This window comes from Halovibrio sp. HP20-59 (genome assembly GCF_033052795.2).
In the GTDB taxonomy this organism is placed as follows: domain Bacteria; phylum Pseudomonadota; class Gammaproteobacteria; order Pseudomonadales; family Halomonadaceae; genus Vreelandella.
Map to the genome: position 1 here is coordinate 69731 of NZ_JAWJUW020000003.1, position 17513 is coordinate 87243.

At 54.4% G+C, this 17513-nt stretch carries 19 protein-coding genes; 8 read left to right on the forward strand and 11 right to left on the reverse strand.

Going from position 1 to position 17513, the window contains the following annotated elements:
- Positions 1-3 precede the first annotated feature (3 nt).
- From menH to RZA33_RS04520, 3 genes are read right to left on the reverse strand one after another with little or no spacing between them, the layout of a single operon-like run.
- A complete protein-coding gene (menH, locus tag RZA33_RS04510; RefSeq protein ID WP_317506659.1) occupies positions 4-762 on the reverse strand; it encodes a 2-succinyl-6-hydroxy-2,4-cyclohexadiene-1-carboxylate synthase in 759 nt (252 codons plus the stop codon).
- Positions 752-2500, reverse strand: a complete 1749-nt coding sequence (gene menD, locus RZA33_RS04515) for a 2-succinyl-5-enolpyruvyl-6-hydroxy-3-cyclohexene-1-carboxylic-acid synthase (protein ID WP_317506660.1) — start codon at positions 2498-2500, stop codon at positions 752-754. The genes menH and menD overlap by 11 nt, the downstream gene beginning before the upstream one ends.
- A 5-nt stretch (positions 2501-2505) precedes the next feature.
- Positions 2506-3831, reverse strand: coding sequence for an isochorismate synthase (locus tag RZA33_RS04520; RefSeq protein ID WP_317506661.1), 1326 nt, complete (start codon positions 3829-3831; stop codon positions 2506-2508).
- Positions 3832-4112: 281 nt separating this feature from the next.
- Between RZA33_RS04520 and RZA33_RS04525 the strand changes: the two genes are divergently transcribed.
- Positions 4113-5039, forward strand: coding sequence for a 1,4-dihydroxy-2-naphthoate polyprenyltransferase (locus RZA33_RS04525; RefSeq protein WP_317506662.1), 927 nt, complete (start codon positions 4113-4115; stop codon positions 5037-5039).
- Between the two features lie 77 nt (positions 5040-5116).
- On the opposite strand, the gene RZA33_RS04530 is transcribed toward RZA33_RS04525, so the two are convergent.
- Positions 5117-5419 (reverse strand): antibiotic biosynthesis monooxygenase, encoded by a 303-nt coding sequence (locus RZA33_RS04530; protein ID WP_317506663.1) that lies wholly within the window; start codon positions 5417-5419, stop codon positions 5117-5119.
- A 144-nt stretch (positions 5420-5563) separates the two neighbouring features.
- Here RZA33_RS04530 and RZA33_RS04535 point away from each other — a divergent pair, with 144 nt between their 5' ends.
- Entirely contained in the window at positions 5564-7144 is a 1581-nt protein-coding gene (locus RZA33_RS04535; protein ID WP_317506664.1) for a cryptochrome/deoxyribodipyrimidine photo-lyase family protein, read from the forward strand.
- Positions 7145-7213: 69 nt separating this feature from the next.
- Here RZA33_RS04535 and RZA33_RS04540 read toward each other — a convergent pair whose 3' ends face one another.
- From RZA33_RS04540 to RZA33_RS19905, 6 genes are all read right to left on the reverse strand, one after another.
- Positions 7214-7582: a GNAT family N-acetyltransferase gene (locus tag RZA33_RS04540; RefSeq protein ID WP_317506665.1), complete on the reverse strand. Its 369-nt coding sequence runs from the start codon at positions 7580-7582 to the stop codon at positions 7214-7216.
- A 102-nt stretch (positions 7583-7684) separates the two neighbouring features.
- Positions 7685-8323, reverse strand: coding sequence for a hypothetical protein (locus RZA33_RS04545; protein WP_317506666.1), 639 nt, complete (start codon positions 8321-8323; stop codon positions 7685-7687).
- A gap of 86 nt (positions 8324-8409) precedes the next feature.
- Positions 8410-8868, reverse strand: a complete 459-nt coding sequence (locus RZA33_RS04550; protein ID WP_317506667.1) for a hypothetical protein — start codon at positions 8866-8868, stop codon at positions 8410-8412.
- Between the two features lie 82 nt (positions 8869-8950).
- Positions 8951-9433, reverse strand: a complete 483-nt coding sequence (locus tag RZA33_RS04555; protein ID WP_317506668.1) for a hypothetical protein — start codon at positions 9431-9433, stop codon at positions 8951-8953.
- A gap of 363 nt (positions 9434-9796) precedes the next feature.
- Positions 9797-10039, reverse strand: coding sequence for an aminotransferase class III-fold pyridoxal phosphate-dependent enzyme (locus RZA33_RS19900; RefSeq protein WP_416337843.1), 243 nt, complete (start codon positions 10037-10039; stop codon positions 9797-9799).
- 76 nt (positions 10040-10115) lie between these two features.
- Positions 10116-10247, reverse strand: coding sequence for an aminotransferase class III-fold pyridoxal phosphate-dependent enzyme (locus tag RZA33_RS19905; protein ID WP_416337846.1), 132 nt, complete (start codon positions 10245-10247; stop codon positions 10116-10118).
- Between the two features lie 122 nt (positions 10248-10369).
- Here RZA33_RS19905 and RZA33_RS04565 point away from each other — a divergent pair, with 122 nt between their 5' ends.
- The 5 genes from RZA33_RS04565 (at position 10370) to RZA33_RS04585 (ending at position 14344) form a co-directional block, all read left to right on the forward strand.
- Positions 10370-11032 carry an aminotransferase class I/II-fold pyridoxal phosphate-dependent enzyme gene (locus RZA33_RS04565; RefSeq protein WP_317506669.1) on the forward strand — a complete coding sequence of 221 codons (663 nt, stop codon included), beginning with the start codon at positions 10370-10372 and terminating at the stop codon, positions 11030-11032.
- Between the two features lie 117 nt (positions 11033-11149).
- Entirely contained in the window at positions 11150-11830 is a 681-nt protein-coding gene (locus tag RZA33_RS04570) for a lysozyme-like domain containing protein (RefSeq protein ID WP_416337844.1), read from the forward strand.
- 11 nt (positions 11831-11841) lie between these two features.
- Positions 11842-12582 carry a sulfite exporter TauE/SafE family protein gene (locus RZA33_RS04575; protein ID WP_317506670.1) on the forward strand — a complete coding sequence of 247 codons (741 nt, stop codon included), beginning with the start codon at positions 11842-11844 and terminating at the stop codon, positions 12580-12582.
- A gap of 69 nt (positions 12583-12651) precedes the next feature.
- Positions 12652-13839 carry a Xaa-Pro peptidase family protein gene (locus RZA33_RS04580; protein ID WP_317506671.1) on the forward strand — a complete coding sequence of 396 codons (1188 nt, stop codon included), beginning with the start codon at positions 12652-12654 and terminating at the stop codon, positions 13837-13839.
- Positions 13840-13969: 130 nt separating this feature from the next.
- The gene (locus RZA33_RS04585; RefSeq protein WP_317506672.1) at positions 13970-14344 is read left to right on the forward strand and encodes a hypothetical protein; all 375 of its coding nucleotides are present in this window, start codon (positions 13970-13972) and stop codon (positions 14342-14344) included.
- Positions 14345-14451: 107 nt separating this feature from the next.
- Here RZA33_RS04585 and RZA33_RS04590 read toward each other — a convergent pair whose 3' ends face one another.
- On the reverse strand, positions 14452-16008 hold the full coding sequence (locus tag RZA33_RS04590; protein ID WP_317506673.1) for a Fic family protein: 1557 nt from the start codon (positions 16006-16008) through the stop codon (positions 14452-14454).
- A 304-nt stretch (positions 16009-16312) separates the two neighbouring features.
- Here RZA33_RS04590 and RZA33_RS04595 point away from each other — a divergent pair, with 304 nt between their 5' ends.
- Positions 16313-17431 (forward strand): alkene reductase, encoded by a 1119-nt coding sequence (locus tag RZA33_RS04595; RefSeq protein ID WP_317506674.1) that lies wholly within the window; start codon positions 16313-16315, stop codon positions 17429-17431.
- Positions 17432-17513: the final 82 nt, after the last annotated feature.

Below are 17513 nucleotides of genomic sequence, written 5' to 3' on the forward strand. Positions count from 1 at the left end.
GCATTAGCCTAGCGTGCGATACCAGGCATTGAGCTGCTGAGCGATCATCTCCGGTTGCTCAGCATGAAGATTGTGGCCCCCTTCCAGCGTGATATGGCGCAGGCGGGGGGCCATCGTTTTTAAACGAGTCGCCAGAGTATGGAACTTGGCATCCCGCCGACCTGAAAAATAGCTCACCGGAAGCGGGGTACTTTCCAACCACTGCCAAAGCGACGGCTGATGACCCAAGGAAGTTGATCGCAACATACTGGCGATGGCTGGCCCGTGGTTCGATAGCCGACGTTGGATCTGCCGAGCGCGCTGGGCGGCGGTTAAGTCGGCGAACACCGGCTGCTGGTACCAGTCGGCAAGTACGTTTTCCAATGGTTCCTGCTCGAAGCGTGTTGCCCAGCGTTTATCGTGAGCAATACGGGCAGAGCGCTCACTGGCAGGCAGCCCAGGGTGGGCACTTTCCAGCCAGAGCGCCTCCAGCCGCGGCGGTTGACGGCTGGCATGGTAAAGCGCCAACCGCCCACCCAGGGAGTAGCCGAGCAGGCAGTAGCGGCTAACGCCACGAGTCATCAATGTGTCGCTAAGCCAGTGATGAAACGCCTCGAAAGAGGCTACCTGTACTTGGTGATTCTCACCGTGCCCTGGCAAGTCCAGCGCCAGGCAATCGACACCTTCCAAGCCAGCACTCACTTCCGCCCAGTCGTGGCGGTCGCCCAGCAGGCCATGCAGCATGACCAGGGTTGGTTTGGATGCCTTAAATTCATCGCTCACCCTGCTCCTCCCGAAGCGTGGCGCCTAACGCTGTCAGATCATCAGCGACCTGTTGGTGGGGCACGTTAATCTCGATCAACGTAACGCCTGCCTTCAGAGAGTGAGTGTAGGCCGTCACAAAGCTATCCAGCGAATCAGGCGCGAAGTAGCCAAGCCCAAACATCTTCGCTGCATACTCAAAGCTCAAGCCGTGCGGCTGGCGGTAGTAACTCTCAAGCAGATCGCCCTCTTTGGGCACCGGCAGCATATGGAAAATGCTGCCACCGTCGTTATTAAGAATCACCACCACCAGCGGCTGAACCGCCTGCTTTAACAGCGCCAAACTGTTGAGGTCATGCAGTGCGCTGGTATCCCCTAGCACGATGGTGGCTGGCTCTGGGTAGGTGCAACTGAGGCCATAAGCCGTCGCAATCAGACCATCGATACCGGAAGCCCCGCGATTGGCCAATACCCGCAGCGGCGTTTTACGATGCGTACCCAGCATATTCATTAGCCGCGCGGGCAGGCTATTGCCTATAAACAGCTGCCCTTGCGCCAACTGCGCTAAAAGGTGACAAACTCCCACTTCTGAAAATGTCCTACAGCGCTCTTCCACAAGCTGACTAGTGCGGTGTTGGAAGCCAGCCAGCTGATGCCAGGGAGGCTGCTCAGCTATCGTTGGCAAAGCGGCTATAAAGTCGGCGGGCGAACATATCAAGCGGCGCTTAACGCAGTAGTCGGGATCAAGCCGCTGGGGCAGCGGATCGACCAACCAGACATCCTGCCACGGCTGTTGAGCCATAAACTGCGTCAGCCGTTTGGAAATTAACCGGCCACCAAACTGCAGCAGCACCTCGGCTTTGGCGAGTTCAGCGTTGAAACGCTCATCATGCAGCGCCAGATCAAAGTGAATCAGATTGTGAGGGTCAAAATGAATTTGGCTCTGTATGTCGGCCAGTAGCGGCCAACCCAACTGCTTGGATAGCTCAACAATCTGCTGCGCCTGCTGGGAGTCATCAACACTGCCTACCACCATCAGGCCACGCTGCTGGGCAAACGTTTCCCACTCGTTGTTGAGCGCTGGAACCGCCGTACTGGATGACCAATCACTCCACGGTTTTGACGTCGTTAGCCAGCTCCCCAGTGGGGCGAGATAGTCACTGGCATCCACCAGGCAACTGCCGGGGTAAAGCGGTTCGCGATAACGGCAGTTAATGTGGATGGGCCCAGGCGTGCGGCGCTGTTGATCAATGGCTTGATCAAGCGTGCTGAGTAGAAATGCTGCTTTTATCTCAGCATCCGGCGGCGGCAGGTCGTGGTGAACAATGGTATGGCGGGAGAACATATCCCGCTGGTCAATCGCCTGGTTGCTGCCGTTATACAGCAGCTCAATGGGGCGGTCGGCGGAGAGCACAATGAGCGGCACGCCGAGCAATTTGGCTTCCACCACCGCCGGATAAAGGTTGGCTACAGCGGTGCCCGAGGTAGTGATAATGACGACCGGGCGCTGACTGCCCCGGGCAATGCCCAGCGCCATAAACCCCAGCCCACGCTCGTCAAAGTGGCAGTGGCAACGCAGCCCGGCGTGTTCGCTGGCGACCATGGTCAAAGGCGATGAGCGTGAGCCTGGCGCCAGCACTATGTCGCGCACGCCTAAGCGGTAGAGTTCTTCCAGCATTAGCGCCGCCCACACATGATTGAAGGTAGCATGCTCTTGCACAAAACTGTCCTTAGCAAGACCGTCCGACGCGAATGTCATTTCCGTTATCCCATCCCTAGTAGCGACATAATGTCAGCAATTTTAGTATCCAGTTCGCGCCACTCCTCGTCTGGCTGGGAGCCTGTCACAATGCCTGCTCCGGCATACAGGCGAATTGTTTTTGGGCCGATATGGGCACAACGAATGGCCACCGACAGATCGCTGCTAGTGTGACTAATTCGGCCGACAACGCCCGCATACCAGCCACGTTGATGAGGTTCATAATGACGAATAAATGCCAATGCCGACTCGCGGGGAACGCCGCCTACCGCCGGCGTAGGTGGCAGCACTGCGAGCAGTTGCTGGTCGGTAACGCCATGGTGAAGTTCAGCGTGAATCAGACGGCGGATATGCTGCACCGAGCGCAGCTTCATAATATGCGCCTCGCCCATCTGGACTTGAGAAGAGAGCGGCTCAAGCTGGGTCAAAAGCTGCTGATAGACGCACTGGTTTTCCAGTCCGTTTTTCTTATCGGCAAGTAGCTCATCGGCAAGCGTATGATCTTGCTGAGTATCACGCCCACGGCGGGTGGTGCCTGCCAGCGCCTCGCTAATCAAATACCTGCCTTCACGCTTGTAAAGCCGTTCCGGTGGGCAGCCGATAAACGCCTCCTGCGGAGTGAGCTGAATACCAAAGTGAAAACAGTCGGCGGCACCGGCCTGCCAGCGTGCCAGCAGCGCCCAGGGGTTGGGTGTTTCAGGTGTCGTCAGGCAGGTCTCCCTGGAAAGCACTACCTTCGGGGTATGACCCAGTTGATCAGGATGAGTAACCCGCGCCACCGCCGCCGTCCACTCTTTCTGCGCAGGGCGGTCTTCACGCTGATAAACATGCGGCAGCAAGCAAGGCAGCGGCTGCCCCTCTTCCAGGGCAGCCAAACAGGCGCGGGCCTGGGCTATCTCAGCTTCTGGGCAGCGGTCATCAAAGCGGAGGTTGAGTGATAGCGTCGTCTCACCTTGATGGCGCCTAAGCTCTATACGCGGCAGCAAAAAATGGCAGCCCGGAAAGTGCTGCCACCCTGACGTACCGGGGTCGAAGGCCATGCCACCGAAGTAGTCCGGCTGCTCGCCACCCATAGCAGCCAGTGCGGCAAGGTCGGCATCCAGCGCCGCTAGCGAACCAAACGCCTTAACAACCCCCAGCGCTGCATACTCAACGGTGCCAGCATCACGGGACTGCCAATAGAGGCGAGGGTAAACGCTCTGCCTATTTAACCACCCCTTCAGGTTTTCAACCTGGCAGGGGATACTTAGGCGAACGAAGCCATTCGCGCCTGTTTCAGACAATGAGTCGAGCCGATGTTGAAGCAACTCAACGGGGCTTTTGGTTTGCATAGTTAACATCAGGAAAAAGTGAACTATCCCACATAAAGAAGCCTGTGTGCGAGCGTCAATTCATCGTACGGAAATCAATCACTTGGCGATTACCTCTCAATAAGTCGCCCATCATCACGTAGACTAAGGGTGTAGAGGCTGCCCGTAGTGTGGGAGAAGGCAATGCTGCTTGTTTTGACTTGGATCTACTTTTCAGCAATCAATCGTACAGTACTGAATGTTTGGCAACTGTCACGCTAGCCGCTCTTTAAACGAAAACTGTTAACAGGAATATCGACATAATGGAACTACGCGCTAAGCGTCGCCACTACCAAGCCTGGTTGCTAGCCGCTCGCCCCCGAACACTTCCACTGGCGTGTGCGTCTATTTTATTGGGTAGCGGGCTAGCGGCGAGTGCCGATGCTTTTAATATGGCAGTGCTGTTACTGGCGCTGCTAACCGCCGTTGCCCTTCAGGTGTTGTCTAACCTAGCCAACGACTACGGCGATGCGGCTTCGGGCGCTGACAACGAACAGCGCATCGGCCCTGCCAGGGCGGTCGCTTCTGGCTTGCTTAGCCCTCCAGCGATGCGCAGAGGAATGCTTGTGACGGCAGGCATCGCCGCACTGTCGGGGCTTGCCTTGCTCATCATCGCCTTTGGGAATCAGTGGGGGCAGATTGCCACTTTCTTATTACTCGGCGCCGCTGCCTTATTAGCCGCGGTTACCTACACCGTTGGGCTGGGCGGAACGCCCTACGGCTACCGAGGGTTCGGCGACATTGCGGTCTTTGTATTTTTTGGACTACTCGGCGTATTGGGCACCTACTATCTCCATGTACAGCAGCTAAGCTGGCTACCGTTTCTACCTGCCGCCGCCTGCGGCTTATTGGCCACCGCCGTGCTCAATGTTAATAACGTGCGCGATATTGAAAGCGATGCACGCAACGGCAAAATCACCCTGGCGGTGCGGCTTGGCCGCGCTAAGGCGATTAACTATCACTGGGCGCTGCTGGGCTTGGCGCTACTGCTCACCTTGATCTATTTAGTTGCGCTGCCGGTGTCGTGGGTGGGCTGGAGCTGCCTGCTGGTGGCCAAGCCCCTGATTGATGCCGCCAAAACGTTAAGCCATACCCGTGATGGCGAGATGCTAACCGGCATGCTGAAGAAAACGGCCATTTCGACGCTGCTTTATAGCGTGCTGCTCTCTATTGGCTTGACGCTGTTTTAAGGCACTATTTGAAATAGTGCTTAACAAAGCGGGGCAATCACCCCGCTGACAACTGACTTAATTGAGTAACGCGAGCCCTACAGCACCACCTCATAACCCTCAAACTTGGGCGGGCCAAGATAAATACCTTCCGGCGCTTTAGCATTGGCATGCGCTTTGCGGAAAGCGTCTGACTTGGTCCAATCACGGAAGGCTTCTTCGGATTCCCACACGCTGTGGGAGATAAACACGGTGTGATCTTCCTGCTTTTCACCCTGGAGCATCTTAAACTCTTTGAAGCCCGGCACTTCATCCAGATGAGAGTCGCGGTTGCGCCACACCTCTAAAAAATCCTCTTCGCGGCCTGGGGCAATCCGAAAACGGTTCATGGCGATATACATCGTTACTCTCCTACTGGTTTGTTCCTGCAGAGTTGATCCTGCTGGGTTGATTACGCAAACGCTACCTTGATGGTAACGTCATGGCTTAGCGGCGAATAGTCTCATTAGCGAATAGCCCTCAACCGTCAGGTATCCGTATTATCAATGGCTAAGGCACCTATCCAGGTCGTTTGGTTCAAACGCGATTTACGCATTCATGATCACGCGCCGCTATCTAACGCAGCCGCGGCAGGCCCCACGTTGCCCGTATTCGCTATTGAATCCGGCCAGTGGCAAGCGCCGGATAGCGCGCTGCGCCACTGGCAGTTTGCCGCTGACTCACTGGTCGATCTTTCTCACGCTCTAGATACACTTGGCTTACCGCTGTGTATTTGGCAGGGCGATATTGTCAATTTGCTAAACGCCCTAAAAGCTCACTATGGCCACATTACCCTTCACTCCCACCAGGAAACCGGCAATGCATGGAGCTTTGAGCGGGACAAAAGCGTTCATGCCTGGTGCCGTCAGAACAACGTTGCTTGGCAGGAAGTGCGCCAGCAGGGCGTAGTTCGCGGGCTTAGTAGCCGCACAGGCCACCAGAGCCGCTGGGAGTCTCATTGGGAAGCGCTAATGACGGCTCCTACCGCTACTGCCCCGCAAAACGCGCAAGTGGCTGAGGGCTGGCAAGCCTTCCATCGCATCGATGTTGCACAGCTTCATGGCCTAACGTTGGGGTTTGATACCACGCCCTGCCCCGAGCGCCAGCCCGGTGGCCGCAGCGAAGGCCGCGCAGTCTGGCGCAGCTTTATCAACCAGCGCGGGCGGCGCTATCGCGGCTCGCTATCTAAACCGCTGCTGGCCTGGGAGTTTGGCTCGCGGCTTTCGCCCCACTTGGCCTGGGGCACACTTTCGATGCGCGAAGTGGTGCAGTCACTGCGCCGCCAGCGAGCAAAACATGCTGAAGATTCCCAATGGGCTCGCTCGCTGCGCGCCTTTACCTCACGGCTTTACTGGCACTGCCACTTTATCCAAAAGCTGGAAAGCGAGCCGAGCATAGAGTCGCAAACCCTTCACCCGGCGCTGCGCGGCCTGCGGGAGCGCAACCCGGAACACCCCCACCTGATTGCCTGGAAGCGCGGCCAAACCGGCGTGCCGTTAGTAGATGCCTGTATGCGCAGCCTGATCGCCACCGGCTGGATCAATTTCCGCATGCGCGCCATGCTGATCTCCCACGCCACTTTTGGCTTAGGGCTGCACTGGTACGAACCCGCCCTGCACTTGGCCCGGCTATTCACCGACTTCGAGCCCGGTATTCACTACCCTCAGGTGCAGATGCAGGCAGGCGCCACCGGCACCAATGCACTGCGGGTGTATAACCCCATCAAACAGGCGGAAGATAACGACCCAGATGGTGAGTTTGTCGCCCGCTGGGTGCCAGAATTAACCGCCCTGCCGTTAGAGTGGCGCGCCAAGCCCTGGGCTCTGCCGGAAAGCCTACGCCAGCGGTTCGGCTTTCAACCCGGCAAGCACTACCCGCTGCCCAACGATTTTGAACATGAGGCGCGCTACTGGAAGAAGATGCTGTATGAGCTTCGCCGCACCCCAGATGCCAGAGAGGCCAGTCAAGCGATTGTGGATAAGCTCGCCAGCCAGCGCCGACCTCCTGCTCAGCGCGCTAAAAAAGCAAAACCCGCCAATCGCCAGCAGCTCTCGCTGTTTGATGAGGGTGGGTTGGAGGATAGGTAGCGGTTACGCTTGGCTATGGTTAACTAATCTCTTCGCCAGAAGGCGTGGCTGGATTGGCGCCTACCCTATTCATCTGATGGTGCCACTTAGCGACGGTCGCACTCTATTTGACGATGCCATAACCGACACGCTCGCGGCCTTTTCGACATGCTTGATCAATAGCTTATCGACACCCCGACCGCTGTAGCTGGGCAGAACTGCAACGCTTTCAAGTATAAATTGGCTGCTTTCCGGATAGGCCACCACGTACCCCACCAAACTCGACTGGCTTGTAGCTACAGATACAAACCCCTTAGCTACTTGGCCCGCAAAATCAGCATTCATGGGCGCAGGCTCTCTATCCATGCGCTGCACGTACTTCACATAAGCTTGCTGCGCGTATTGCTGGATATCTATGACGTCAGTTGCGATGGCTGTACGGATTTCGACAGAAGTCATTCTAGAGGGCATCTTCCAATGGTCGTGTAGCCGTTTAACGTTTGGTTAAGGGGCGGACTTTAGCCCATCACAGTGAGCGAAGCGAACGGTTTGAGCCAGTTATTATGTTTCTGGTGACTCCGCAAAAGCGAAGACCGTGTGCTTTTTGAAAAACTGCATTCCCCAAATACTTGTGCCGTCCTCGCAAAACTGAACTTTATAAACGAAGGTTCCTTTGTTTAGAGTATGAGCCTCCAGGCAATCCATTAAACTCATAATTGATCTAGCAAACTCAGGCTTTATGCTATGCGTCGGAAAGACAGTTATTTTTGGATTACGCCCTAGAGCGCGGCCCTTCTGTAGCCAGTATAAACCCCTAATGACTCGTGAAATTACTTTACTGTATCTTTCACCATCGAACGTAACTGCAACGGCTGGCTCTAGAATCGAGCCGCGAAGATAGGCGCGTACGTTCTGTTTTGTGCTGAAAATTTGATCGGCTATTTTCTGATTTTTTCCAACTGTTCGCGCTATCCAGTCAATAACCAAATCCGGTTTCTCATGGAATTCTCCTGTCGAAAACCCCATTAGAACTTTAAATTCTTCGTCTTCTACAGCAGAGCCATTGTTACAGTCAGCACAGGCCGGCACAGTGTTGAAATTTATATCGTTGTCGCGTGGCTTTGGATAAATACCTTGAGGCGGAATGTGATCTTTAGTGGTCGCGGCATTTTTACCGCACAGTGCGCAGAGGTTAGCCATAGTTCACCGAAGAAGAAATATAACGTTTGGTTAAGGGCGGGCTTTAGCCCCTCCCAGTGAGCGCAGCGAGCGATTTGAACTGCTAGTTAGGTGCCTACCTCATGAAGCAAGCGTACAAGTGCTTTTTCTATTTTCGGGGCAAGCTGTTTTTCATTGTATATATGCGGTTTAAAATCTGCGGCATTCTCTTCTGTAAGGCCGCCATCTCTTCGATGAATGTCGGAAATCCAAAAGCAAGCGTCATAGTATTTTTCAATGTCTTCTGCCAAGTCAGAAGGGAGGTATATTTTGGCGTTTTTTTGATGGTAGTAAAATTTTGAAACCTCACCAAGTTCGGCAAATTGCGCGTTCTGCGTCATGTGCATTTTCAGTTCATAAAACGCATCGTAAATTTCTTTTTTATGCCCTAGCAGGCTGATGTTATTTGCCTTTTTCGATTCGCGCCAAGACCAGTGTGCATAGAAGGCGGAAAGTCCAACGGCCAATAACGCCAGCAGAGCAATTGTATCTGTGATTCCCATCTTGAGTTCGAAGAGGCAGTCCATGAGTGCTTGCACCTAACACCCGGCGCAGCGGGCAAATTGAAGCGAGGAACGAGCAGAAATTTGATCTGCCTGCCGCCGCTTGTTATGAATGACTGGCACCCAATGTGGGAACTGCCGCAATAAGGCCTGATGATAAATTCCGCACATCTGACAAGTGAAATACGCATTTATTATCTTTTTCCCATGCATACCGTGCCTTGATAAAGTAACTCTCACACTCTTTTAGCAAGGGCTGTAACGATAGGCCTGCAACCGCAGAAAATGCGGCATCTAGCTTTAGCTGAGTGTCACTATCCAAGCCCTCGAATAATTTAGAGAGTTTATGACCCCAAATCGTTGAATTTATTTCAGCTGTAGGCAACAGTGCGCCTTCACGCACTGGCTCTGACGAAGTGCTACTTTCACAAGCCTTCAGTGCAAGCTCACATGCAAGCGCATAGTTCACAATAATGGGATAAACGAAGTTTCCAACCGCACCGTCCGTTTTTTCCCAGATAAGCTCCGCTGCATCATAGAATTGCTTTGCTGATATATAGATATGCGCACTTGGCTCGATCCTTGGCATTACTTCCTCCTTAATGAATAATAGGTATCAGACAGCGCGTCCTATGATTGGATGAACGCGCAGACATGATTGTCCGAAAAATGCAGCCTGCCACGCTCTCCCAAGACTTTTATTTTCATATTAATTAATTTTTATTAGATATCATATCAAAAATTCACGCTTCTGCTGCATTTCCCGGCACCTCCGCCTTGGGCGGTTGCCGTACTAAACCCAGCTTAGCATAGGGTGCTTAGGGCGACTTATTACCTTAGGTATGAGATTTCAACGCCCATAAAAAAACCCGCCAATCGCCAACAGCTTTCGCTGTTTGACGAGGGCGGGCGAGATGAGACTTAAAAGGGAGTATTAGCTAAGCGCTTCCAGTCACTGTTCGATAATACCCAGCCCTTCTTCTAACACCGCAGACGAAACCGTCAGCGGCACCAGAATACGGATGCTGTTGCCGTAGAAACCGCAGGAAAGCAGGATCAAACCTTTCTCACGCACTTTGGCACAGAGCGCACCGGTCATCTGCGCATCTGGCTTTCCTTCACTATCAAGAAGTTCAAACGCTGCCATGGCGCCGAGCTGGCGGCCGTGGCAACGGCGGGGAAACGTTCTTCCCATACAGTGAAGCGCTCTGCCAGCATCTTGCCCATCTGCTCGCCAGGATATTTTCCTCTTCAATCATCGCCAGTGCAGCCTAGGGAGCTGGGGTCGGAGCGTCCATTACCTTGGCACTACCAACAACAGCAGATAGCGATATGCCATTAGCGAGGCTTTTCGCGGTGGTCAGAATATCCGCCTCAATACCGCTGTGTTCGAGCGCAAACAGCTTCCCGTTGCGCTAAAAATACAAAACCCGCCCATCGCCAGAAGCTTTCGCTGTTTGACGAGGGCGTGCAGCGTTAGCGCACTGGCCACATCTACTTCTTAAGACGGTCCTATCAATGCTGTTTGCTTATAGGCTCGCACCACTATCCGCTCAGCGTGCCCACCAGTGCTGCCGATAAACAGCGCCTATGCGATGCCTTAACACCCGCTTATATCGTCGAAGATGATTACGAGTTCACCCTCGACGACCACACTAACCTCCTTTTCGATTCGCACTCAGCGCGCCACTTGCTGGTTGGGTCGTTTTCCAAGATGATGTTTCCAGGGCTACGATTAGGTTATTTAGTGGTACCGCGTCATTTAGCGAAGCCGATGAACCGACTACGCAGCGAGGTTTTCCGCGAAGGGCGCATGCTGGATCAAGCCGTGTTGGCGCAGTTTATGTTTGATGGCGATTTGGATACCTGGTGTCGGCGCATTCAGCGCGACTACTTAGGCCGCCAGCAGGTGCTTCATGACCAGCTTCGCTCGCTGCCTCATGTGCGCAGTGTTTCACCGCCAAGCAGTGCCATCAGCCTATGCATCGAGTTTGCGCCGGGTATCGACGATGTGCAGATTGCCCAAACGCTGTTAAAAGAGCATTTAATTGTGCGCCCGTTAAGCCCGGTATGCGCTCAACACGATGCTCGCGTTGGCTTGGTAATGGGCGTCGGCATGCTTTCGGGGGAAACGCTGGTACGCGAAGCACAGCGGCTGCGCCGCTGCCTAGAAGCATTGCTACGCTAGCAACCCTTTGTGGGCCTTACTCTCGTCGCTAAATAAAAACCCCACAGGTTACTCACAGGCTCTTCATAACTTATACACAAGCACTTATTCGCAAGGGCTTATCCACAAGGACTTTTTATGCATCCCCCTGTTCGTCGTTTTACCGCTGGCGCTTTACCCCCATTCGCCACTTTTCGCTTTTGGGTAGCGATGAGCGTTGCTCTGTTTCTCTCGGGCTGTGCCACGTTCGCGCCCAACCCGCCCCAGGATCAAAGCAACATCTGCGAGATATTCCGCGAGCAGCCAAGCTGGTACGACTATGCGCAAGAGTCAGAGGAGAAGTGGGGCACACCGATTGCCACCCAGTTGTCGTTTATTCAGCAGGAGTCTTCGTTTCGTAGCCATGTCCGCCCAGATCGCAAATATTACCTAGGCTTTATTCCTGGCCCACGCCCCTCCTCCGCCAAGGGTTACGCCCAGGCCCAAGACCCGGTTTGGGGCGAGTACCAAGACCAAGCAGGCAGCCTGTTTGCCCGGCGCACGCATATGAAGCACGCCACGGATTTTATTGGCTGGTACAACCAACGTTCCCAGCAGCAGGCGGGCATATCGCTCAACAACCCTGAGCACCTTTACTATGCCTACCACGAGGGCGCGGGCGGTTATCAACGCGGCACTTACCGCGGTAAGCCCCACGTATTGAGAGCGGGAAGACAAGTAGCCGCTCGCACTAACCGTTACCAAGCCCAGCTCAACGCTTGCGAAGCGGAGTTTCAGTGCCGCAAGTTTTATCAAGTCTGGCCCTTCTGCCGTAGTTAAGGAAGAACACTATGAGCCTATGGATAGGCATTGCTTTTGTTAGCGTGGTGTTTTTCACCTCGATGCTTTCTGGCGTGTTTGGTATGGCAGGCGGCTTGGTCTTGCTGTGGTTTCTATTGGTGGTCTTTCCCGCAGGCACGGCGATGGCGGTGCACGGGGTTATACAGCTCACGGCGAATGGATCGCGAGCGTGGCTATCGCGGCACTATATTGTCTGGCCTATCGTCGCCTTTATGACGCTGGGTGTACTAAGCGCCGCGGGCCTGCTTCTGCTATTCAACTACAGCCCCAACGCCGCCAGCGTCTCGCTTTTGATTGGCCTAATGCCGATTCTGGTATGGATGCCCAAGCACTGGTTTCACCTGGATGCCAACCGCGCCAGCCACGCGCTGTGCTGTGGTATCGCCTCTGGCGGTTTAACGATTGCCGCCGGGGTTTCCGGGCCGTTAATTGATATCTTCTTTGTGCGCTCACGCATGGATCGCCGCCAAGTCGTGGCGACCAAGGCAATGATTCAGGTAGTGGCCCACAGTATTAAAATCATCTTCTATCTAGGCGCCGCCATGGCGCTTAGTACCGGCGAATGGGGCATTATTCTTCTGGCCGCGCCGTTTGCGATCTTTGGCACCCACACCGGCAACCGCATTCTACACCGCCTCACTGATGCCAACTTCCGCACCTGGACGCGCTGGATCGTGACCGGTATTGGGGTTTTCTACTTCCTGCAAGGGATCTTTCTGCTCACCCGCTAGCGTTGAGGCAGAGAAAAGCGAGCTTAAAGCAGGCGCCTATACTGACCTTACCTATTAAAGGAGGTCGCTATGGATTATCACCACTACCGCACAGCCCTTGCGGAAACGCTCGCCCAGAGTGAGCTGCCCTTTCCCGCGGCTGAATACCAGACGCGACTAGATAAAGTGCGCCAGGCGATGACATCGCATGGCTTAGACGCGCTGTTACTTACCGACCCCGCCGATATTAATTACCTCACCGGCTACCACACCTTTGAAGTTTCGGTGCACGCCTGCCTGGTCTGCACCCAAGCGCGGCTGGTGCTGCAAGTCGCTTCGATCGAAACCGGTGCGGCGGTAGTCACCGCCCGGGTCGATGAGATCATCGGTTACCGCTGGGAAAATCTGGATGAAATCATCACGCCGCTGGCCGACCTGCTTTCTCCTTGCTCGAAAATTGGTATTGATGGCTGGAGCAGCGGGCTGCGTTTTGGGGTGATTGATGCGTTGATGCAGACTATCGGCCGGGAGCGCTTTAGCGAAGCAGGCGCAGTGGTCGATGCGATTCGAATTATAAAAAGCCCCGCCGAATTGGAGATGCTGCAACAGAGCGCACGAATCACCTCCCTAGGCTTAGAAGCCGCGATACAGAGCATTCAACCCGGCATGACCGACAACGATATTGCTGCCGTGGGCGCCAAAGCGCTGCTCGAAAATGGCAGCGAGTTCATGAGCCTGCAGCCAATCGTCACCAGCGGGCACCGTATTGGTGTGATTCACGTCAACCATAAGCGGCGTGTCATACAGGCAAACGAACCGGTCTTCCTAGAGTTCGGCGCCGCTTATCAACGCTATACGGCACCCATGATGCGCACAGCCGTAACGGGCACTCCAAGCCCGGCTCTCTGCGCCACTCGGGATCTTTGCCGCTCACTTTTCGAAGCGCTCTGCGACGCCATGCGGCCCGGCAATACCTTTGATGCCGCTGCCCAGGCGGCTGATGCCCTACTCTCTCCCCACCGCGACCAGTATTTCTTCTCCGGCGTGTTTGGCTACGCCGTGGGCGCGCAGTTCCCGCCTAGCTGGGTGGAGGGCACCGGCTTTATCGCCAAAGGTCAAAATCGCACCTTTGAAACCAATATGGTCTTTCACCTACCCCTCTGCCTTCGGGTGCCCGGCCAGTGGGGCGTAGGAATAAGCGACACCGTAGCGGTGACCGAGCAGGGAGCCAAGCCCCTCACTAATAACGACTGGCAATTGTTTGAGGCGCATTCATAGCCCTTTGCATAGCACGTCGCATAGCCACGGCATTGACACGTCTATGAAGTAGCGCTATCGTCACCCCAGATGCAAATGAGAAACACTCTCTTTTTATTGAGCAGACAATCAGGCGTGAGGAAATAGTGAGATGACTAGCGAGCAGCGGCAACTTCGCCAAACGGTCATGTTTTTGCGTACCTCTTTTGAAGCGGTGCAGCACTCTATCGCTGGCCGCTTGGAAGACCCGCTGCCTTGCTGGCTCGATACCAGTATGCTCTCAATGCTGTCACGGGAGCTGACTCGCTGCAGCCAGCAGTCCAAACCGCTGTTTGCCCCAGCCGCCACCGAACAGCTTTATATCGCCTCGCAACAGTGCGAGCTGCTACTCAAACAATGCCCTGGGGTACTCAGTAGCGCGGTTTGCTATCGCCAGTTGGGTGCCATTATGTTGCCGCTTTCAAGCGCACTGCAGCAGATTGACACTCCCGCCAAGCGGCGTTGGCCTTGGGCGAAGTGGAAGTAACAGTCCTCTAGCGTTTCTTCGCTCCAAGTGGGTTTGCCCCTGGCGATATCCAGCATGGTAGTAGGCAGCGCAGAAGCTCCAGACCTTTCAGGTAGTAGGGCCGATTTTCATTGATGCGTATTCTTGGTAGCAAGCACTTGCTTACCTAGGTCGGTTAATCTGTATTTTTGCAGGCGACTACGAGGTTTGTCTGGAACCGTCATCTCGATTAAGCCCTGTTTCATTGCGATTTGCTGATAACGTTCTCTGAAATGCTTTTCGTCTTGCAGCCCCAACGCTGCCATCAACTCAGCTCTTCCCACCTCACCCTCAAATGACTTGAGCAGACGTAAAATCTCGGGGGTGACTTCGGGGGTGACTTCGGGGGTGACTTCGGGGGTCTCTTCAGTCACTGCCTCTTTATCAAACGAAAACCCCTCGTGAACGGGTAAGCGAATTAAACAGTAGCTGCGCTCATCGTCAGTTTCGAACACCGGCACCGGCGAACCGTTCGCCTTCATCACCCGAAGAATTTTTGGCACGCCCGTTGAACGCCCTTCTGTTAAATCCAACTCTTTTAAAAACTCGCCGATGCGTCGGTTGCGGTAGCGGCGACTGACCGCTTTACCTGCCTGCAGGTCTTGCAAGCGAATAGAGGTGTCTGGCCCTGGGAAGCTAAGCACCACAAGCTCCTGACCATCAATACGAACTTCAATGGGCTCACGAATTTCATAAGAGCGGTGATAAACCGCATTCACCACGGCTTCTTCAATGGCTGCCAGCGGAAAGTTCCAGAAACGCTCGGCCTGTGGGCGATCAGCGTGTTTTGTTACGCCCTCTTTCAGATAGTTGCGATTAATGTAGTCTAATGCATCGCGAGTTATGCGACCCAGCGGTCCTTTGAAGACTTTTTCTTCAAAATGGTCGCCACCGGCACCATCTGGAAAATACACCACGTCTATCTGAGTCGCGGGGAAAAACTGCTCGGGTTGCTCGTTGAAGAATAAAAGCCCTACATTTTTAGGAAAAGCCATTTCGCTTGGCCCACCCACCACATTCATGCGGCGGCCCAGGGTTTCAATATCCAAGTCTCGGGCTTCACCCACTAACTCGCTGCTAATGTCGTGCAAAAAATCACGCATCAAATAGGGAGAAAGATCGCTTAAATTCGCCGTTTGGCGATAGCGATCATCAAAGGGTACGGTTGCCGCCAAACTTAGTAGCTCGCGCTCATCCCGCCCCGATGCTTTCACCGTGCTGGTATGTTTGCGCAGGTAATAGACCCAATCACTCTTCTTACTCAAGCTGGTTTTAGCTTTATAGGGGCGTGTTTCACCGCCCGGAGCCCATAGCACCAGAATTGTTTTGCCCTGGATCTCATAGGTCGCGGTTAACGGGTGATAGTGCGGCGCAATCGCTGAGTGCCCAAGATTTAACAGCTCTTTTTGAATAGCATCGATTTGCTCCGGTAATAAACCGGCAGGCGGTAGCTGCGGTTGGCCATTCTTTTCAGCAACACCCACCAGTACATAACCACCACCCAAATTGTGAAAGTCATTAGCGAAAGCACACAAGGTATGCAGAATGGACTCAGGGTTCCAACCTTCCTTGTATTCAATGCGTTCGCTTTCCACCGTGCGGTGATGGAGCAAGTCATCAATGTTGATGGGGAGTTTAGGTGTCATGCCGCCTGCTCAAGCGTTTGGTTGACGTCATACAGCACGTGTAAGGCCTTATAACGTTTAAGTTAACCTCATGATGTAGAACGGTGCACGTAAATGCAATTGTGGCGCGAGCGGCATCAGCTTTATTCAAACCGATAAGTATTTTTCTATGTTTAACACCCCACCTTATTTTACAGGCGGGGTTTTGCATTAAGGGATAGGCACACAGGGCAACGGCCTGAAAATACGATGGCTGGCGTTAACTAGTAAACTGGTCTATTCTATGCGCACTAGTTAACGACAGAGTTCAAAAGGAGCTTGATTGATGGCTTTCGAAACACTTTTTACCCCAATCCAACTGGGCAGCTTGTCCCTGCCTAATCGTGTGATTATGGCGCCCCTAACCCGTGCGCGTACGCCTGATAGCGTACCCGGCAAAATGCAGGAGGCTTATTATGGCCAGCGCGCCGGTGCCGGGCTGATTATCAGCGAAGCGACCAATATCTCTGCCACTGCCCGTGGCTACGTGTATACGCCTGGCATTTGGACCGATGAGCAGGAAGCCGGTTGGAAGAATGTCGTCAACGCGGTGCACGCCAAAGGCGGCCGTATGGCGCTGCAGCTGTGGCACGTTGGGCGCGTTTCTCACGAAATGGTTCAACCCAACGGCCAACAGCCCGTTGCACCCAGTGCGCTGAAAGGCGAAGGTGCGCAGTGTTTCGTCGAGTTTGAAGACGGCACCGCCGGGCAGCATCCTACCAGCACGCCGCGAGCGCTGGAAACTGACGAGCTTCCCGGCATTGTCGAGGACTACCGTCAAGCGGCCATCCGCGCCAAGCGCGCCGGTTTCGATATGGTCGAAGTCCACGCGGCTAACGCCTATCTGCTTAACCAGTTCCTGGCCACGGGCACCAATCAGCGTACCGACCAGTACGGTGGCTCACTGGAAAACCGGGCTCGCTTCCCGCTGGAAGTCGTCGACGCCGTGATTGACGTCTATGGCGCTAACCGGGTCGGCATTCGCATGACGCCGTTTATTGAGTTGTTTGGTTTGACCGACGACGAGCCGGAAGCCATGGCTTTCTACATGGCCGAGCAGCTTTCCAAGCGCGGGCTTGCCTATCTACACCTTAATGAACCCAACTGGGCGGGCGGTGATACCACCTTCCCCGAAGGCTTCCGCGAGCAGATGCGTGAACGCTTTAACGGCAGCCTGATGTACTGCGGCAACTACGACGCCGCGCATGCGGAAGCCCGCATTAGCGAAAACACCACCGACACGGTGGCCTTCGGACGCCCCTACATCGCCAACCCTGACCTGCCTGAGCGTTTCCGTATTAACGCACCGCTCACCGAGCCGAACCACGAAACATTCTATGGCGGTGACGAAAAAGGTTATACCGACTACCCGTTTATGAATAACGGTTATGACCGTATGGACTAAGTCTGGGAGACACTGGCGTTTCTTAACGTTGAAAAGCATCACTTCGGTGGTGCTTTTTTTATATCTGATCGTTACAAAACGC

Bases quoted from the DNA above. Each gene is read 5' to 3' on its own strand.
- RZA33_RS04535 (WP_317506664.1), top strand. From the start codon at position 5,564: ATGGCTAAGGCACCTATCCAGGTCGTTTGGTTCAAACGCGATTTACGC.
- RZA33_RS04595 (WP_317506674.1), top strand. From the start codon at position 16,313: ATGGCTTTCGAAACACTTTTTACCCCAATCCAACTGGGCAGCTTGTCC.
- RZA33_RS04540 (WP_317506665.1), bottom strand. From the start codon at position 7,582: ATGACTTCTGTCGAAATCCGTACAGCCATCGCAACTGACGTCATAGAT.
- RZA33_RS04520 (WP_317506661.1), bottom strand. From the start codon at position 3,831: ATGCAAACCAAAAGCCCCGTTGAGTTGCTTCAACATCGGCTCGACTCA.
- RZA33_RS04545 (WP_317506666.1), bottom strand. From the start codon at position 8,323: ATGGCTAACCTCTGCGCACTGTGCGGTAAAAATGCCGCGACCACTAAA.
- RZA33_RS04555 (WP_317506668.1), bottom strand. From the start codon at position 9,433: ATGCCAAGGATCGAGCCAAGTGCGCATATCTATATATCAGCAAAGCAA.
- RZA33_RS04525 (WP_317506662.1), top strand. From the start codon at position 4,113: ATGGAACTACGCGCTAAGCGTCGCCACTACCAAGCCTGGTTGCTAGCC.
- RZA33_RS19900 (WP_416337843.1), bottom strand. From the start codon at position 10,039: ATGGGAAGAACGTTTCCCCGCCGTTGCCACGGCCGCCAGCTCGGCGCC.
- RZA33_RS04530 (WP_317506663.1), bottom strand. From the start codon at position 5,419: ATGTATATCGCCATGAACCGTTTTCGGATTGCCCCAGGCCGCGAAGAG.
- RZA33_RS04550 (WP_317506667.1), bottom strand. From the start codon at position 8,868: ATGGACTGCCTCTTCGAACTCAAGATGGGAATCACAGATACAATTGCT.
- RZA33_RS04590 (WP_317506673.1), bottom strand. From the start codon at position 16,008: ATGACACCTAAACTCCCCATCAACATTGATGACTTGCTCCATCACCGC.
- RZA33_RS04585 (WP_317506672.1), top strand. From the start codon at position 13,970: ATGACTAGCGAGCAGCGGCAACTTCGCCAAACGGTCATGTTTTTGCGT.
- menD (WP_317506660.1), bottom strand. From the start codon at position 2,500: ATGACATTCGCGTCGGACGGTCTTGCTAAGGACAGTTTTGTGCAAGAG.
- RZA33_RS04570 (WP_416337844.1), top strand. From the start codon at position 11,150: ATGCATCCCCCTGTTCGTCGTTTTACCGCTGGCGCTTTACCCCCATTC.
- RZA33_RS04580 (WP_317506671.1), top strand. From the start codon at position 12,652: ATGGATTATCACCACTACCGCACAGCCCTTGCGGAAACGCTCGCCCAG.
- RZA33_RS04575 (WP_317506670.1), top strand. From the start codon at position 11,842: ATGAGCCTATGGATAGGCATTGCTTTTGTTAGCGTGGTGTTTTTCACC.